Origin of the sequence: Klebsiella sp. CN_Kp104, from assembly GCF_040064515.1 — a bacterium.
Classification (GTDB): domain Bacteria; phylum Pseudomonadota; class Gammaproteobacteria; order Enterobacterales; family Enterobacteriaceae; genus Klebsiella; species Klebsiella aerogenes.
Map to the genome: position 1 here is coordinate 186,927 of NZ_JBEAII010000028.1, position 16,369 is coordinate 203,295.

Annotated in this window: 17 protein-coding genes; 4 read left to right on the top strand and 13 right to left on the bottom strand. The window is 51.9% G+C overall.

Annotated elements, in window-relative coordinates; all coding sequences use genetic code 11:
- Positions 1 to 105: 105 nt before the first annotated feature.
- From ABLU80_RS14485 to ABLU80_RS14495, 3 genes are all read right to left on the bottom strand, one after another.
- A complete protein-coding gene (locus ABLU80_RS14485; RefSeq protein ID WP_047041884.1) occupies positions 106 to 1,533 on the bottom strand; it encodes an MFS transporter in 1,428 nt (475 codons plus the stop codon).
- A gap of 94 nt (positions 1,534 to 1,627) precedes the next feature.
- Positions 1,628 to 2,638, bottom strand: coding sequence for a LacI family DNA-binding transcriptional regulator (locus ABLU80_RS14490; RefSeq protein WP_047041881.1), 1,011 nt, complete (start codon positions 2,636 to 2,638; stop codon positions 1,628 to 1,630).
- Between the two features lie 216 nt (positions 2,639 to 2,854).
- Positions 2,855 to 3,427, bottom strand: coding sequence for a hypothetical protein (locus ABLU80_RS14495; RefSeq protein WP_047740628.1), 573 nt, complete (start codon positions 3,425 to 3,427; stop codon positions 2,855 to 2,857).
- 131 nt (positions 3,428 to 3,558) lie between these two features.
- Between ABLU80_RS14495 and ABLU80_RS14500 the strand changes: the two genes are divergently transcribed.
- Positions 3,559 to 4,449, top strand: coding sequence for a LysR substrate-binding domain-containing protein (locus ABLU80_RS14500; RefSeq protein WP_047064426.1), 891 nt, complete (start codon positions 3,559 to 3,561; stop codon positions 4,447 to 4,449).
- Positions 4,450 to 4,497: 48 nt separating this feature from the next.
- Here the strand turns inward: ABLU80_RS14500 and ABLU80_RS14505 are convergent, their stop codons facing one another.
- The 4 genes from ABLU80_RS14505 to ABLU80_RS14520 form a co-directional block, all read right to left on the bottom strand.
- The gene (locus ABLU80_RS14505; protein ID WP_015365845.1) at positions 4,498 to 4,836 is read right to left on the bottom strand and encodes a DUF1869 domain-containing protein; all 339 of its coding nucleotides are present in this window, start codon (positions 4,834 to 4,836) and stop codon (positions 4,498 to 4,500) included.
- 9 nt (positions 4,837 to 4,845) lie between these two features.
- Positions 4,846 to 5,178 carry a DUF1971 domain-containing protein gene (locus ABLU80_RS14510; protein ID WP_015706013.1) on the bottom strand — a complete coding sequence of 111 codons (333 nt, stop codon included), beginning with the start codon at positions 5,176 to 5,178 and terminating at the stop codon, positions 4,846 to 4,848.
- Positions 5,179 to 5,391: 213 nt separating this feature from the next.
- Positions 5,392 to 7,308, bottom strand: coding sequence for an EAL domain-containing protein (locus ABLU80_RS14515; RefSeq protein ID WP_045412988.1), 1,917 nt, complete (start codon positions 7,306 to 7,308; stop codon positions 5,392 to 5,394).
- 10 nt (positions 7,309 to 7,318) lie between these two features.
- Positions 7,319 to 7,816: a molybdopterin-dependent oxidoreductase gene (locus ABLU80_RS14520; RefSeq protein ID WP_015365842.1), complete on the bottom strand. Its 498-nt coding sequence runs from the start codon at positions 7,814 to 7,816 to the stop codon at positions 7,319 to 7,321.
- Positions 7,817 to 8,103: 287 nt separating this feature from the next.
- Here ABLU80_RS14520 and shiA point away from each other — a divergent pair, with 287 nt between their 5' ends.
- Complete coding sequence (gene shiA / locus ABLU80_RS14525; protein ID WP_047045748.1) at positions 8,104 to 9,423, top strand: shikimate transporter; 1,320 nt, start codon at positions 8,104 to 8,106, stop codon at positions 9,421 to 9,423.
- Positions 9,424 to 9,436: 13 nt separating this feature from the next.
- Positions 9,437 to 10,177, top strand: a complete 741-nt coding sequence (locus tag ABLU80_RS14530) for a lipoate--protein ligase family protein (protein ID WP_213796058.1) — start codon at positions 9,437 to 9,439, stop codon at positions 10,175 to 10,177.
- Positions 10,178 to 10,182: 5 nt separating this feature from the next.
- On the opposite strand, the gene ABLU80_RS14535 is transcribed toward ABLU80_RS14530, so the two are convergent.
- Positions 10,183 to 10,920, bottom strand: a complete 738-nt coding sequence (locus ABLU80_RS14535; RefSeq protein WP_015365839.1) for an HPP family protein — start codon at positions 10,918 to 10,920, stop codon at positions 10,183 to 10,185.
- Positions 10,921 to 11,119: 199 nt separating this feature from the next.
- Here ABLU80_RS14535 and ABLU80_RS14540 point away from each other — a divergent pair, with 199 nt between their 5' ends.
- Positions 11,120 to 12,229, top strand: coding sequence for an adenosylhomocysteinase (locus ABLU80_RS14540; RefSeq protein WP_045412980.1), 1,110 nt, complete (start codon positions 11,120 to 11,122; stop codon positions 12,227 to 12,229).
- A 38-nt stretch (positions 12,230 to 12,267) separates the two neighbouring features.
- Here ABLU80_RS14540 and cobT read toward each other — a convergent pair whose 3' ends face one another.
- The 5 genes from cobT to ABLU80_RS14565 all read right to left on the bottom strand — a co-directional run bounded on the left by cobT (position 12,268) and on the right by ABLU80_RS14565 (position 16,357).
- On the bottom strand, positions 12,268 to 13,326 hold the full coding sequence (cobT, locus tag ABLU80_RS14545; protein ID WP_047740622.1) for a nicotinate-nucleotide--dimethylbenzimidazole phosphoribosyltransferase: 1,059 nt from the start codon (positions 13,324 to 13,326) through the stop codon (positions 12,268 to 12,270).
- 27 nt (positions 13,327 to 13,353) lie between these two features.
- A complete protein-coding gene (gene cobS / locus ABLU80_RS14550) occupies positions 13,354 to 14,094 on the bottom strand; it encodes an adenosylcobinamide-GDP ribazoletransferase (RefSeq protein WP_015365836.1) in 741 nt (246 codons plus the stop codon).
- On the bottom strand, positions 14,091 to 14,633 hold the full coding sequence (gene cobU / locus ABLU80_RS14555) for a bifunctional adenosylcobinamide kinase/adenosylcobinamide-phosphate guanylyltransferase (protein WP_045412976.1): 543 nt from the start codon (positions 14,631 to 14,633) through the stop codon (positions 14,091 to 14,093). The genes cobS and cobU overlap by 4 nt, the downstream gene beginning before the upstream one ends.
- Before the next feature lie 173 nt (positions 14,634 to 14,806).
- Positions 14,807 to 15,130 (bottom strand): DUF496 family protein, encoded by a 324-nt coding sequence (locus ABLU80_RS14560; RefSeq protein WP_015365834.1) that lies wholly within the window; start codon positions 15,128 to 15,130, stop codon positions 14,807 to 14,809.
- A 168-nt stretch (positions 15,131 to 15,298) separates the two neighbouring features.
- A complete protein-coding gene (locus ABLU80_RS14565; RefSeq protein ID WP_015706020.1) occupies positions 15,299 to 16,357 on the bottom strand; it encodes an FUSC family protein in 1,059 nt (352 codons plus the stop codon).
- Positions 16,358 to 16,369 lie beyond the last annotated feature (12 nt).

Genomic DNA, 16,369 nt, shown 5'->3' on the forward strand with positions numbered 1-16,369 from the left:
GCGTTATTAAGATAGGTTGAAAATGCAAATACATTGGCAAATAAATACGATAAGAAGTAATGGACCGCTAACCTCTGATTCCTTTCGGAGAATTTTAGCTAATGACTAACTCACAGTGGCCGCATCTCGCCCGATGCCATGATGCGGTAAAGAACTTTTTTCGAGTTCACGTTTAGCGAGTTCCACTTTAATTTGCTCCAGAAATTGGTTATTCAATTTAAAGTATCTGACGACAAACGCACTGATAAAATAAGTAATCATTGGCAGTAAAGAGAACATAATAATGATCCCCTGGATAGTCTCCGCGTTTTGTTGAGGCTTATTGGCGATGTAACCCGTCAATGATAATATCCAGGCAACAATCGCTCCAGCAACTGCCAGGCCCATTTTTAACATAAACAAATTACCGGCAAAGGAAATACCGGTAAGACGTTTACCATATTTCCAGTCACCGTAGTCATCGACGTCGGACATCATGGCCCATAGTATTGGCCCTGATTGAATCAAATGCAGAATGTTGATGATGATAAAAAGTGTGAGTAGTGGCAGTAAGGAGCTGGGATCGACAAACCATAGAGCTAAAGAAAGAAAGCCAAGAACGATATTAATCGTACGGAACAGCTTAATTTTATCAAAACGATCGGTGAGTGGTTTCGCTATAACGCTGCCTAGCATGTTACAGGCAACTCCGAGAGCCATAAAGAATGTAGTAAATCCGACAGAGGCTTGCATAACGTAAGTAGCATAATAAATAGTCACAGCGCCACGAATAAATGCCGGGAAAACGTTAAGAAAGGTTATAAAAATCATCAATAACCATTGATCGTTTTTGGCGATATCTTTTAGATCCTTTATTAAAGAATCATTAGCCTTAATTGCGGAAACACGTTCTTTGATACTGGCAAAACAGAAGAAGAACATTAGTGTAGCAGCTCCCCCCATGATTATCATGGTCAACTGAAAACCAACCGCTCTATTACCGTTACCTAACCAGTCCGTTAAGGGTAAAATTGAAGACGAGACAATCAGCGTCGCCAATCCATTTAGGAAAAAACGCCATGACAAACAGCCTAAACGCTCTTTCTGATTTAGCGTGATCACACCGGCTACTGAGCAATATGGAATATTGATAGCAGTATAGATTAATGACATAACCAGATACGTCACCCAGGCATAAACAATTTTTCCGTTCATGCTCAAATCTGGCGTTGTGAACATCAGAACTGCTCCCAAACCAAATGGCAACGCCATCCATAATAACCATGGTCGGAATTTACCCCATCGACTATGAGTACGATCGCAAATCGCCCCCATCACCGGGTCGCTAAAGGCATCAAAAATACGAATGACCAGAAACAAGGTGCCGACAATCCCAGGCGCTAAACCATAAACATCCGTGTAGAACCATGTGAGATATAACGCCAGAACACTCCAAATCATACAAGAGCCAGCATCACCCATCCCATAACCAATTTTTTCTCTTAAACACAGTTTGCCATAAGCACTTTGCCTTTCGATTAGGTTTGCAGACATAAAATACCTCTATAGTATATAGTCACAAGTGTTCAACAGAGGTTAGTAAACCAATGTTAATTTATATTTATTGGCGAATAAGGGAGTATGTGTATTAAAGTATAGTGATATTAACATTAACACTGCTTTCCCGTATAATTAACCGGGAGACAATCTCATACATTTCAATTCCGCCTTGTTTTGTTTCGTGATTAATCATTTGAAATGCCAGATGGGCGATTTCGCATATCGGTTGCGCAACACTGGTTATTTTTTTAGTTTGCGCCAATAAAGTATTATCAAAACTAGCAATGGCAATATTTTGAGGAACTGAGATTCCTTTTTCTTTTAATCCATCAATAATATAACTAGCGGCCACATCATTATAGACCCAAAGTGATGAGCAATGATTTATTCTCTGGGCTAGCCTGGAAATAATATCATCAAGTATACTAATATGGCCTGACGTTTTCTCACCCTCACCTTTCGCTATCCAAAACTCATTCTCTTTATCAACAATCAATCCCTGGCCGGTGATCCTTTTTGCCCATGAAAAAACCTTTCGATTATCCACGCCTTCCTGCGCTACAAACCCAAACGTTGTATGACCGGTTTGGATAAAATGCTCAGCTATAAATTCCGCCCCTTTACTTTGATCAATAGAAACAGAATTGAAAAATCGCGATACCTGGGTGACTACTGCAACGGGTATATTAGTCGCGATAAGCCATTCGGAAAGTTCGCTTTCAGCTTCTGTAGGGACCCATAGTAAACTGTCAATGCCCATCCTGATAAGCGTATAAATTATTTGCTTATCCAGCTGTGGTTGATTCTGGTGAGTTTTGACGATAACCGTTTTACCGATGTATCTTGCCTCTTCTTCAATTGTCGCCAGCAGTTCACAAAAATGTGGATTGACAAGATTTGGCAGGACAACAGCAATCAGCCCAGAACATTTTCCACTCAATTGAAACGCACTCTTGCTGGGCACATAGCATAAGTAATCCATTGCCGCACGAACTGCTTTGCGAGTTTCTGGCACCACGCTGGGATGATTATTCAGCACGCGTGAGACCGTGGCGGTAGATACTCCCGCTCTTTTTGCTACGTCTTTAATGGATGCCATAGTAAATAAATGCGTCGTCCAGGAATGACGTAACTATAAATTGTGAGGGAAGTCAAAAATGTAAGCCAACTCACATGTTGTCGCGTTACATAAAACCGCGCTTTTTCTCTCAATTCTGATGTCACCAAAATAACGAAAGCGTTCACGACTGATATTTAATGGATTCACTGACAAACAGAGGATAACAGGCAACGCATCAGAACCAATCACGCCGATTTACGACATTTCCTGTAGCCTGATTTTCAACAGCACCGCCCCCAGCAACGCCAGATCCGCCAACACCGCCAGAGCGTAGACAAAGCCTCCCTTTCCTGAATCGGCATAGTGATTGGTTAGCAGAATCGCCAGGGTAATAAAAACGATACTCGCTATCGTCGGGATGTTCGGCGTCATCCCCAACAAACCTCTTTCTGCCGCATGGGTTTGCCAGACAATGCCCAGCCCTAATCCACCAAAGACGATTCCCGGAATGAGCTCCAGCCAACCGTGTTCGCTATTCCATATCACCAGAACCAGTAACCAACCTATAGCGGACAGCACAAAGGCATAACACGATATTGTCACGCAATAATGCGCTGGCCACGGCTGCCAACGCGCGATTGCATAGCCAACAGCAAAAGCCCCCGTCAGCGCCAGCAGCAACGCTAAACTAGCGATAGCGCCAATAATGGCGGAAACGCTCAATAACAGCGCGCCTGCCGCGAATAGGCTGCTTAGCGCGATAGCTTGCGCACGCGGTTCAGCACGGGATGTCGCTACCACAGCACGCGGGGGCGGGAAAATACTCATTTTTCACTCCTGACATTCTCAAGCGATGGTGAATTAAATTCACCGCTTTTTTCACATCTCAGTAGACTAGCGCCTGTATAATTACCCAGACAAACGCATAGATTTCAGCCATAGATGAGAAAAACTCAGCCATGAGAAAAAACCGCCTCCCCCCGCTGGGCGCGCTACGCGCCTTTCATGCCGTTGCCCGCTGCCGCAGTTTTAAACGCGCCGCCGATATGCTCGGGGTGAGCGCTACCGCAGTAAGTCATCAAATCAAGCTGCTGGAATCCGTGCTGGAGTGTCGGGTCTGTGAACGCAATGCCCTTGGCGTCAGCCTTACCGAAAGCGGCGAAATTCTCTATGTCGGAACCCAGCGCGCCTTTAGCGCGCTGGAAGAGGCTACCGCGCAAATTGTTCGCTCACACCAGCCGCCGTCGCTCACCGTCACCACGACTTCCAACTTTCTGACTCACTGGCTGGTACCGCGACTGGCAGCATTTAAAGCGGAATTCCCCGCCATTGACCTGCGGCTACATACCAGCGTCGAACGGGTGGATCTCAACCAGCGCAGCGTGGATGTCGCGATTCGCTATCGTGAGACGCCGGAGCGCGGACTGCACTGTACCTTGCTACATGAAGACCGATTTATCGTCGTCGCCAGCCCCGCGCTAGGTATTACACGGCTGGAGGATTTGCGTCACGCGACCCTGTTCCACGTTGAACATCGTCACGTTCCGGCAGATTCGCCGGGCTGGGAGAACTGGCAACGCCGCTACGGACCACCGCAGCTGAATATCGACGCAGGGTTAACCTTCAGCGACGAGACGCATGCGCTACAGGCGGCGGTGGCGGGACAAGGCGTGGTGATTGCCAGCGAACTGCTGGCGCGCGATCTGTTGCAACGCGGGGTATTAACGGCACCATTTGAAATGTTCTTACCGGGAGCAAACTATTATCTGGTGGCGACACAAGAGCTAGCCCAGCGCGCCGATATCAGCGCCTTGCGGGACTGGCTACTGCAGCAGATAGCGATGAGTTGAAACCAGAGAAAGAGGCAGATATCGGACGATATCTGCCTGACTGAATTTTTACCAACCGCAGACGTTAGTCTCTTCGTCAGATTCATAACCGCGCACAATATTGATGAGCTCTTTCACCGCATCAGCGGCATGCAGTGGATCCTGAAGCGCCTCGATTGCAGCAAAATCTTTATCTACCGATACACCGTTATTATTGTTCGTCACCATCAGGCTGAACCCTTTTCCCTGCGCGTTATCGGTTGAAAGATCCTGAAGCAATTCCGCTACTGCCTGAACCGCGATATCAGGGACATAAAGCGCCATCGGCTTGAGATAAATTTTCTCTCGTTTTTCATTATTGTTGTTATTGACTATCGCTAATGAGTAACCTTTATTTTCACTGTTCATAGACTCAACTTATCCCTCAATCAGAATTTTAGGGTCGACGTAAAAATCGACATTAAATACGGTATCGTCAGTTAATGCCTCAATGCAGTGCCATTTTTCCGGAGGAAAGACACCAAACTGCCCCGCTTCAATAGTCATCGTTTCAACAGGGTCTGGGCTCGTTTCATCGGCATAACCATAATAGCGTATTGCGCCCTGCATCACCGACAAACGCGGGTAGACGCCCTGTCGCGTACCGGCATCAAGATGGCGCTTCCAGATGGACGCGGGCGCGGTCTCTTTGGTCCACATGGGGGTGGAACGGGTCTGAACATAATGGGTAGGTATAATGATTCGCTGCATGATTTGCCTCTCTTTCCGCGCCGTGAAATAGCGCGCGAATGGAACGATATATTGCATATCATATACCCCTTTCAATTGCTAAGGATATTATTTTTTCGAATCTATTTTACCTACCACTATTTATACCCATTAAGGATTATCGTTATTTAAAATATAAAAAAGCGCCAGTGATAGTTCACCGGCGCCAGTTTAAAGACTGAGGATTATCTTGTTTCAGTTGTTATTTAACTGCCCTGGCTTGCCAATTAAATAGCCCTGAACAAGATCGCAACCTAATTGTTGCAGCGAGGTTAATTGTTCCTCGGTTTCAACACCTTCGGCGACAATACGCATATGTAAGCTTTTACCCATACTGATGATCAGGCGCACAATATCGAGGTCATCTTTTTGCATAGGTATATTGACCACAAACGAGCGATCAATTTTGATCTTATCAAAGGGGAAATAACTCAACCGTGACAATGACGAATACCCGGTGCCAAAATCGTCAATCGAAATCTGAATCCCCTGCTCGCGTAACTGGCTGAGGATCTCCAGCGAGCGCGTATTTTCGTTAAATACATCAGATTCCGTAATCTCAAGATCAAGGCGCCGCGGGTCGAGGCCCGTCTTCTTTAGCACCGCAACCACCGTATCTGTGAGTGAGGTATTGATAAGTTGAATCGGTGAGACGTTAACCGAAACCTTCAGCGGTTGCTCCCAGCGGGCCGCTTCCTCGCAGGCGGTTTTCAGTACCCACTCGCCGAGTTGATTAATCAGGCCGGTTTTCTCCGCCACCGGGATAAATTCCGTGGGCGGTACCATGCCCCGCAGCGGATGAAACCAGCGAACCAGCGCTTCGTAACCATAAATTTCACGCGACACCGTGTCGGCGATCGGCTGGTAGTAAACCTTGAACTGGTCGTTTTCCAGTGCATGCAGCAGATCGTCCTCAAAGGATTTGTTGTCCTGTAAACGTTGCAACATGCCGGGACGGAAAATCTCCACATTTCCCGCACCGGATTTTTTCGCTTCATACAACGCCAGATCGGCACATTTGTATAAGTAATCGGTGCGACTTTCAGCATCGGAGATTACGATGCCAATGCAAGCCCCGATGTTAATTAATGAATCGTAGATCTGGTACGGCTGGCTGATTTTCTCGCGGATCACATTCGCCCGCTCCAGTGCCATTTCTTCGCTCAGATCTTGCGATACCAGGGCAAATTCGTCGCCGCCAAGCCGGTACAGCGTCTCTGATGTTTTACGGAAGAACGACAGGCGGCTGGCGAGCTCCTGCAGCAGTTTGTCACCAGCATCATGCCCCAGGGTATCGTTAACATCTTTAAAATTATCCAGGTCGAACAACATAACCACTGCGCAACCATTATAAGGTTTCACATGATTGACTACTTCCTGTAGCCTCTGCCAGAAAGAGAGGCGATTAGGCATGCCTGTTAACGAATCGTGATAAGCATCATATTGCAACCGGCGGTTCTGTACCTGCAGTTTCTCTTTCGACAGCTGCAAATCATTCGCGAGCAATTTCATACGCACATGAGCGCGGCGCAAGTTGTTATTTTGCCGAAGCATCAATAGCCCAAGAGTGATACACATCGTAATCAGCAAGATTGAAATCACCGAATAGATGTAATAGAGATGCTGAATCTTATCGTGCGTAAGATTGACGACATCAAAGTCCTGCGCCAGGGTCATGGAGGCCAGTGAGGTCATCGGACCATCTAACTTACTCATGGTATGCAGCAGAATCACCATCTGCTCAGGCGTCATGGTGTCCAGTTGCCGATCGAGTTGATCGAGGATCTGAATCAGACTGGTCACCGTTGCCTGCCGCTGCTCGCTTTTTCTGATGAACTGGCCAAGATCGCCCTGTTGCAGCAGCTCGATCTGGCTCATCATTATTTCCAGACGCAGGCGTACCTCATCGCGGTCGGTCCCCTTCACGTTCAGCGCCAGGGCGCTTAAACGAGCCTCGAGACGCATGTATTCGGAGACCATCTGAGACACAGACCACGAGTCGGTATAACGGGTTAATTTTTGCAGCTCACTCTGCCGCTCATGCACCAGATAGGTAATGTATCCGGTGACGATAAAAAGCGACAAAATAATGGCAGTGAGTATTCGATTCAAGATCAGAGCCTTACTCAATTATAATCTTTGAAACCTGCCATGCCGAGCGGGAATAATAGATTTGGTTCTGTAACTCCGCGCTACTATCGTAGGGATAAACAATAAAAAGAGGCCCTTTATCACGAATGCGCATATATTCACCATTCATCTTCAGCGCCAGGATCACCGGGAATTTATGAAAATCCTCCACTGGTACCTCAGTGGTATAATCGTTAAGGGCCATCACCTTCGCCGTCTTACCTTGCGCGCCCACTAAGTCCATAAGTTTGCTAAGTGAAATACCATCAAAGCGCACTTTCCCTGAATACCACGGAGTGGTTGTGATCACTGTCTCATTGCCCAATTTTTCTAGCGCGGCAATGTCAAATACGGCGGTATCACCTTCGTTTGTATTGGTAATCTTTCCTGAAATGGTTAAAACGGGTTTACCTGTTGGCGCAGGCAGTTTTTCTGCGAAAGCATTGGGTAAAACTAAAACATAAAATAAAACTGCAAAAATTAGACGCATATCACCCACCATATCCAGCGTTGGAGATAGTAATTGTAAACCATTTACGTGAATTCTTAAAAGCTGTCCTAGTAGGGCCACAAAAATAAAATAGCAGTTATGGTCAACAGTTAACCCACGCCAGTGATGGAAATTAAATGTTCGATTTAGACATTTTTTACTTTATTGTCTTTCATGCTGGTAAAAAACTTTTCAGCTGCGCTTATGCGCGGTAATCTCCTTAACGGCGCGAAGATAAGAAAGCGTCTCATTCAAATAATAACAAGTTAACAACAAACAGGACAGGCATGGACTCAACGCTTATTTCTCCCGACTCCGGCAAGGGGGTTGCTTCTCTTCATCGCGCTCGTCGTGCGGCATGGGGAAGCTTTGCCGGCGCCGTCGTCGACTGGTACGATTTTCTGTTGTACGGCATTACCGCCGCACTGGTGTTCAACCGCGAATTTTTCCCACAAATTGGCCCGGCGATGGGCACGCTCGCAGCCTTCGCGACCTTCGGCGTCGGCTTCCTCTTCCGCCCGCTCGGCGGCATTATCTTCGGCCATTTCGGCGACCGTTTAGGCCGTAAGCGCATGCTGATGATGACCGTGTGGATGATGGGGATCGCCACCGCCTGCATCGGCCTACTGCCTTCCTTTAACCAGATTGGCTGGTGGGCGCCGGTTTTATTGGTTATTTTACGCGCAGTGCAGGGCTTTGCCGTCGGCGGCGAATGGGGCGGCGCGGCGTTGCTGTCGGTTGAAAGCGCGCCAAAAAACAAAAAGGCGTTCTATAGCAGCGGCGTGCAGGTGGGTTATGGCGTCGGTCTGTTACTCTCTACTGGGCTGGTATCGCTTATCAGCAGTTTCACCACCGATGAGCAGTTCCTTAGCTGGGGCTGGCGCCTGCCATTCCTGTTTAGCGTAGTGCTGGTACTGGGGGCATTGTGGATCCGCAAAGGCATGAGCGAGTCGGCAGAATTTGAACAGCAGCTGCAGAAAACGCCTGCCGCGGTGAAAAAACGCCTGCCGGTACTGGAAGCGTTGGCGCGCCATCCCGGCGCCTTCTTATTGATCATCGCCCTGCGCCTGTGTGAACTGTTAACGATGTACATCGTGACCGCCTTCGCCCTCAACTACTCGACACAAAACCTCGGCCTGCCGCGTGAACTGTTCCTCAATATTGGGTTGCTGGTGGGCGGTATTAGCTGTATTACCATTCCCTGCTTTGCGTGGCTGGCGGATAGGTTTGGCCGCCGTCGTATCTATATTACCGGGGCGCTGATCGGAACATTAAGCGGCTTCCCCTTCTTTATGGCGCTGGAGCAGCACTCGCTGTTCTGGATCCTGTTTTTTGCCCTGATGCTGGCCAACATCGCCCATGATATGGTGGTCTGCGTACAGCAGCCGATGTTTACCGAAATGTTTGGCGCCAGCTATCGCTACAGCGGCGCAGGCGTCGGCTACCAGGTGGCCAGCGTGGTCGGCGGCGGTTTTACGCCATTTATCGCCGCCGCGCTGGTCACCTTCTCTGGCGGGTCATGGCATAGCGTGGCGATTTATCTGACGGTCGGCTGCCTGCTCTCCGCCGTTACGGCGATGTTGATGAAAACCCGCCATCCGGCATAAAAAGGGAGGCTTTATGCGCGAACCACATAACGCAGGCTGTTTGCCCATCCGCTTCAATACCGGCGGATTACCGATTGTCCGTTGCGATGATCCCACGCTCGCCGAACAGCCTCTGTTCGAGCGCGCGCGCCGCGGCGAAGCCGTCGCTCAACTCTGGCAGGCGCCGCAAGGGTTCGTGGTTCCTGGCAGTTACCGGAAATTCGCCAATCTGGCCGCCGTCAGCGACGCCTTTGCCGCCCGTGGCTGGCCGGTGTGGATGCGTCGATCCGGAGGCGGGCTGGTGCCGCAGGGGCCCGGGATCCTCAACCTGAGTCTTGCCTGGCCGGTAATCCAGCCATTAGGCGAAGCCGCCGAACCCATCTATCTGTTGTTATGTGGAATATTGCAACGCACGCTTTCGACTCTTGGCGTCGAAAGCCATTTTCAGGCCGTCAGCGGTTCTTTTTGTGACGGCCGCTATAATCTGGCCTGCGGTGAGGGAGAAAACGCGCGCAAGATTGCCGGTACCGCTCAATACTGGCGGCCCATAGCCGAAAGCCAGGGTCACATTGTCCTGGCTCACGCCGTGATATTACTGGATGCCGATCTGCAGGCCGCACATCAGGCGGCCAATGATATCGAGGCGCTGCTCGGCAGCGGTAAGGTCTACCGCGCGGACAAAACGATTACGCTCGCCGAATTATTGCCCGGTGAACCCGACCTCATCGAGCGATTCAGGCTGGCGCTAGCTAAGGCATTGCAACAGGTGTCTTAATAGCATCACTGGCGCGCTTTTTGACCGGCGGCAAGACGCAGACGGGCCTGCTGTTCGATATTCTCCAGCAGTTCCTGCACATCGTCCTCGCCGATATCAAGGAACTGCCCTTCCATCAGCGCGGCGTGAATATCTTCGCGAGTGACTGCAATCCCCATCGGCACTACATTCGGCTTCACCTCTTCCGCCGCCAGCGGATGCGGATAGCGACGCCCGACCAGATTGTTGAAGACGATCGCCAGCAGCGCCAACATCATGGAGTTCAATAATACCGGCGTCAGCACAAACTGGTAGCCTTCACTGTGTACGCCGGCGCCGCCAAGGATGGCCGTGAGCGCCACCGCGCCGCCAGGTGGATGCAGACAACGCAAAAAGTACATCCCGGCGATCGCCAGCGCCGCCGCCAGGCCGCAGGCGATTGCCGTATCCGGCACTAGTAGTCCGACGGTGACGCCGATCAGCGCCGAAAGCACGTTGCCGCCAACGATAGACCAGGGCTGAGCAAGCGGGCTGCTGGGCACGCCAAATAGCAATACCGCCGAGGCCCCCATCGGCGCAATAAACCACAGATTCACCTCACCCAACAGCCAGTGGCTGAACATACTGGTCACCGCCAGTCCGGTTCCCGCACCGATCGATCCCAGCACAATATGCTTTTTAGCAACGGGTAAGGCATGAGGTTTTAAACGGCCGAGAAAAATACGCGCACGAGAAAATAGCGGGCGCTGTAAAACGCGTAACATCGAACAAATCGCTCACATCATAGGAATAAATGATGTTTCATTGTCTTTATTTAACCATTCATTAACAACCATGTATTTATGATGCCTATTATTTGCAACTTTACCGGGCAGTGTGGGTTATGTGATTTTTACACCCTGCGTTAGAATCATCTTCCCCACCGGGGTTAAACCCACTCTACGGATTAAAGGTCACAATACGGTGAATAATAAGACAAATTTAACGAAAGAAGTGGCATGGGCCAGCCAGAATATGCCGCGTACCCTGCGTCAGGTGGCGGCCCTTCCTGACCTCAGCGAAGTGCGCCTGGCCTGCTGTATGCATCTGGATATGAAAATGATCCCGCTGGTGCAGGGACTCCTTGAGAAAGGGGCGAAAGTCTTTTTGACCACCTGTAATCCAACCACCGTGCAGGATGAGGTTGTCTCCTGGCTGGTGGAACGTGGCGCGGAAGCCTGCGCCTGGCGCAATATGAGTGACGCCGACTGGCAACAATCATGGGAAAAAGCCATCGCCTGGGAGCCAACTCACCTTTGTGAAATGGGCGCGGATATTACCACTCTGCTCCACCAGCGCGGCGAGTACGGCAATGTCGTCGCCGGCCTTGAAGCCACCGGTTCCGGCGTCAATCGCCTCGGTGATATTCGCCCCGGCTACCCTATTTTTAACTGGGATGATCTGCCGGTCAAAGAAGGGCTACATAACCGCCATATGGTTGGCCTGACGGCCTGGCACACATTCTTCCAGACTACTCACCTGACCCTACATGAGAAAAAAGTGCTGGTGATCGGCTACGGCCTGGTCGGGCAAGGCGTCGCCGCCGCGGCAAAAGCCTTCGGCGGCCAGGTTATGGTGGCGGAAATCGATCCCGCGCGCCGTTTACAGGCCGCTTATGACGGCTGGCATGTCGTGGATTTACAGGATGCCATCGCATCAGCCGACGTCGTCGCTACCGCCACCGGCGGGAAAAAAGTGGTCAACAGCCTGGCGCTGGACAGCGCTAAAGATGGCGTATTTATTCTCAACGTCGGCCACGTGGCGGAAGAGATTGACTGCGAACACCTGCGCCAGTTCCCGCATGAAGAGGTTATGCCCTATATCAACGCTTATCGGATGCCGGGGAAAACAATCTATCTAATGGCCGATGGCTCAATGCTCAACCTTACCGCCGGTTTTGGCGATAGCCTGAATGCGTTTGATGTCACCCTTGCGGTGATGGCCAGCGGCATTCGTCATATTGTTACCGACGGCATGCAGGCTAAAGCGGATGTTTATCTGCTGCCGCAAAGCGTGTGGCAGCAGGCGCTGTAAGCACTATTTCGGGGGGCCGGTCGGCGCCCCGAAGCCACTTAACGGGTTTCCGGCAACACGATATTGCTCTCAGCCAGCGTCCCCATATTGTTGAACATAGCCCCTGCCGCCTCGACCAGATGCATGGCTAACGCCGCGCCGCTGCCCTCGCCTAAGCGCATGCCCATCTCCAGATAAGGTTGCAACTGCAGGTGCTCCAGCGCAATACTTGCCCCCTTCTCCGCCGACAGATGCGACGGAATCAGGTACGGATGCAACTGTGGCGCGATCCGGCAGGCCGCCAGTGCCGAAGCGTACGATAAAAAGCCATCGAGTATCACCGGCAATCCGCAGGAAGCGGCGCCCAGCATGACCCCAGCCATCCCGAGCAAGTCAAAACCGCCCACTTTTGCCAGCACGTCGAGGCCATCTTCGGATGTAGGCTGGTTGACCGCTATCGCCCGGCGTACCACTTCCGCCTTGTGCGCCAGCTGCGATACTGGAAGGTTCGCGCCGATGCCGACAACATCGCCGGCATCATGATCGGTCAGCACGCTGACTACTGCCGCAGCGGGGGTCGTGTTAGCCATTCCTAATTCGCCCACGCCAAACAGACGCACGCCCTGCTCCGCAAGCTGACGGGTGTAGCGCATGCTCGCCAGCAGCAGCGTTTCAGCCTGCTCGCGACTCATCGCCGCGGTACAGGCAATATTGCCGCTACCGCGCGCCACTTTCATATTTACCAGCCCAGGGATCGGTTCGGCGTCAATACCGATGTCAACTACCTGAACATCAGCCCCGGCCTGAGCTGCCAGCACGCAAACGCCGGTATTCTTACGGGTCATATTGGCCGCCTGGATAGCGGTCACCGCTTGTGGCGAGACGGTAACGCCTTCATGCCAGACGCCGTGGTCGGCGCACATGACCACGATAGTTTTGCGCGCAAAACGTAGCCCGCCCTGTAGCCCCGGCATACCGGCCAGCTGAACCGCCAGCGATTCCAGACGCCCCAGGCTGCCGGGTGGTTTCAACAAGCCGTCAATATGCTCACGAGCCCGCGACATCGCGCTTTCGTCCGGTCGCGGGATGGCCGCTAACCATTCAGTTATTGTATTCATAGGATTCCTGTCAGCGCGGTGTGTGCTCTATAGCAACGCCAGTAAAAAGATAACTTCGCCCAGTTCAATGGCCGCCCCAAGCGTATCGCCGGTCTGCCCGCCCAGCGTGCGCTTCAGCGCCTGGCCAAGCGCCGATACCACCAGCAGCGTTATAACCGCAGCCAGCAGGCCATGCACGCCCAGCAGCAGCGTTGCCAGCGCCAAGGATAGCGCCAGGGTAATGACGGTCTGACGGAAAGTCACCTTGCCAATAAATACGTTACCAAGCCCCTGCTCCCGGGCATAACGCTGGCGGTACATTAGCAGCACCGACATCCCACGCGCCACAGCGCAGGCGGCAGCCAACGCCGCCAGCATCGAGGTACCGCGCAGCGCCAGCTCGCTAATGACAAATACCTTCGCCACCAGCACAAAGATCAGCGCCAGCCCGCCGTGCGTCCCGAGCCGACTATCGCGCATGATCTCCAGCATCCGCTCGCGGCGGCGGGCGGAAAAGATCCCATCGCAGGTATCCGCCAGGCCATCAAGATGAAAACCGCCGGTCAGCAGCGCCAGCGCCAGTACGGCAAACAGCGCGGCCAACGGCAGGCCACACCAGGCATGAAGCGCCAGCATCACCAGCCCGGCAATCGCGCCGAGTAGTAACCCCACCAGCGGAAAAGTAACAATCCCGCGCTCATATTGATCGATTTCCAGCCCCTGCGACCAGCGGGCCGGAACCGGCAAGCGGCTCATAAAGGAAAGCGTGGCAAAGAACGATTTAATCATTTTATTTTGACTCCTATCCCTGAAACAACCAGCCACACCTCATCGGCAGCCGCGGCCAGCATCTGATTCACGCGCCCGGCAATATCACGAAAATGCCGCGCCAGCCGGTTATCCGGCACGATTCCCAGCCCCACCTCATTGGTAACCAACAGCACCGGCGATGGGCAGGCGCGGCAGGCAGCAATCAGCTGAGTGATTTCTTGCGTGACTGCCTTTTCCATCGCAGCGTAATCCCATTCTTCAGGATCCGTTTCCCCACCTTCAGCGAACAGAATATTGGTGACCAGTGTAGTGACGCACTCAAGCAAAATGGCTTCATCGGGTGCATTATCGGGGGTAATGAGTGGCGTTAGATCACGGCTGCGCTCTGCAGTACGCCAGTGCGGCGGGCGGCTATTGCGGTGATGTTGAATGCGTGCGGCCATTTCATCGTCAATAGCGGCTGAAGTGGCGATATAGAGCACCGACGCGAAGGATTGGAGTAAAGATTCGGCGTGACGGCTTTTGCCGCTACGCGCGCCGCCGGTAATCAGTATCATCGCGGCGGTACCTGTAGCTGGGACAGCATGTGATAAACCCTTCCGGTATCAATAAGTTCACGGCGGCAGTATAACAAACTGTCGGCTTAAAGGGCGATGCTTATACGGAGGTTTAACGGCAGGAAGATGGAGGAGCCCGGCGGCAAGCACTGCCGCCGGAACTAATGAGAGGTTTATTCGCCGACTTTGGCTTCACCCATCACTTTGAGTTTTTTGGAGATGTCGCGACGTTCTTTCGACAGCTCGGCGTTTTTGATGATGTAATCGTCAACGCGGTCTTCATAATCGGTTTTCATGCTGGCGATGATACCCTGAATGGCTTCAACGCTCATACCCGGCTTGATGTAGTCGCTGAGGTTGTCCAACAGCAGGACACGCTTCTGGTTATCACGGATCTTTTTCTCAACGTCCTGAATTTCACGCTGCAGCTTGTTCTTACGACGGAACAGACGAACAAACTCCAGAACGTCCTGGAAAGAAGGCTTAGTTGTTTCCATTTTTACACCCCTAATATTTGAGATTCGGATTCGCTAAAGCGACTGCCCTATAGGGCTAACATAACTGCTAGCAGTCGCTGATGACAATGTTTTTTCCTTTGCATTTATCATAACCCTAAATGCTGCTGAATCGAAGCAACCTGTTCACTTCGCGCACGTATCTGTCTTTTATTTGCGCAGCGCGCGGCAAATAAGGTGCGACAGCAGCTCAAGCTGGCGCGCCAGCTCAATGGTCAGCCAAACATAGCCGTGAATCGGCGTTTCCGACAGATTATCGTCCTGATGCTCTTTGATAAGCTGTCGCAACTCGACCACGATCTCGTTGAGCTTCTCGGTGTTGGCGCGTACCGGCTGCGGGTTTCCCTCATACAGGGCATGGGCGATAGTCAGCAACGTTTGCTGGGTCATCTGTTGTGTTTCACGTAAAGTCTGGGCGTTGAGCATCACAAAATGGCCCTGACGAGAGGCCCAATAAGCGTTGATCTGCAGTTCCAGCATGCATACCAGATTACGGCTGACGGTCTGAATGGCTTCGAAGATTGCTTTCTGAATATGCGTTTCTTTGCTGGCCGGGGTTATCAACCCACGCATTTTCACCACGTCATTGAGCGCTTTCTGAAGATGTTTTTCCAGCCGCGGGCGCTCAACCAGATTTGGCGAAAAACCGGCCTGATACAGCCGATTAAACGTTGTAACGTAATTCGCCATCTGGATGCGCCAGTGCAAAAACGCCCGCTGCGGCCAGATACCGGTAAACAGCATCGCCAATAGAGAACCAAAGATGACATCGCCGCTTCGCCACAGCGCGGTGTTCATATCGCCCGGCGGCGCGCCCACCACCACCGCCAGCGTAATGCCAATCAGCAGCGCCTGATAGGGCCGCTTGCCGAGCGCCAGCCAGCCGCAAAGGAACATCGCCACCGCGCACCACAGCACCATGATGGGCAGTGAGATAAGCTCGAGTTTGAGCGCCACCAGCCCCAGTACCGAACCGAGGATAGTGCCGCCAATACGTTCGAAGGCCCGCGGCACCACATTGCCCCAGAAAGAGATAGGCCCCATCACCACCACCAGGGTGATCAGAGGCCAGGTGCCCTCCGGCACGTTCAGCAGACGCACCAGCAGGAAGGTCAGGACAAAAGCCAGCGCGATGCGGATACCGTGCACAATTCGGTAATGACGATACAGACGGATCTCAAATGGCTTAAGTGATTTATCAGCGCGCACGGCCTGCTCCGG

What these genes read in the sequence shown, in the direction of transcription:
- ABLU80_RS14505 (WP_015365845.1), bottom strand. Translation starts at nt 4,836, where the DNA reads ATGAACAGTGAAAATAAAGGTTACTCATTAGCGATAGTCAATAACAAC.
- ABLU80_RS14485 (WP_047041884.1), bottom strand. Translation starts at nt 1,533, where the DNA reads ATGTCTGCAAACCTAATCGAAAGGCAAAGTGCTTATGGCAAACTGTGT.
- ABLU80_RS14520 (WP_015365842.1), bottom strand. Translation starts at nt 7,816, where the DNA reads ATGCGTCTAATTTTTGCAGTTTTATTTTATGTTTTAGTTTTACCCAAT.
- shiA (WP_047045748.1), top strand. Translation starts at nt 8,104, where the DNA reads ATGGACTCAACGCTTATTTCTCCCGACTCCGGCAAGGGGGTTGCTTCT.
- ABLU80_RS14560 (WP_015365834.1), bottom strand. Translation starts at nt 15,130, where the DNA reads ATGGAAACAACTAAGCCTTCTTTCCAGGACGTTCTGGAGTTTGTTCGT.
- ABLU80_RS14530 (WP_213796058.1), top strand. Translation starts at nt 9,437, where the DNA reads ATGCGCGAACCACATAACGCAGGCTGTTTGCCCATCCGCTTCAATACC.
- cobS (WP_015365836.1), bottom strand. Translation starts at nt 14,094, where the DNA reads ATGATTAAATCGTTCTTTGCCACGCTTTCCTTTATGAGCCGCTTGCCG.
- cobT (WP_047740622.1), bottom strand. Translation starts at nt 13,326, where the DNA reads ATGAATACAATAACTGAATGGTTAGCGGCCATCCCGCGACCGGACGAA.
- ABLU80_RS14490 (WP_047041881.1), bottom strand. Translation starts at nt 2,638, where the DNA reads ATGGCATCCATTAAAGACGTAGCAAAAAGAGCGGGAGTATCTACCGCC.
- ABLU80_RS14535 (WP_015365839.1), bottom strand. Translation starts at nt 10,920, where the DNA reads ATGTTACGCGTTTTACAGCGCCCGCTATTTTCTCGTGCGCGTATTTTT.
- ABLU80_RS14495 (WP_047740628.1), bottom strand. Translation starts at nt 3,427, where the DNA reads ATGAGTATTTTCCCGCCCCCGCGTGCTGTGGTAGCGACATCCCGTGCT.
- ABLU80_RS14500 (WP_047064426.1), top strand. Translation starts at nt 3,559, where the DNA reads ATGAGAAAAAACCGCCTCCCCCCGCTGGGCGCGCTACGCGCCTTTCAT.
- ABLU80_RS14510 (WP_015706013.1), bottom strand. Translation starts at nt 5,178, where the DNA reads ATGCAGCGAATCATTATACCTACCCATTATGTTCAGACCCGTTCCACC.
- cobU (WP_045412976.1), bottom strand. Translation starts at nt 14,633, where the DNA reads ATGATACTGATTACCGGCGGCGCGCGTAGCGGCAAAAGCCGTCACGCC.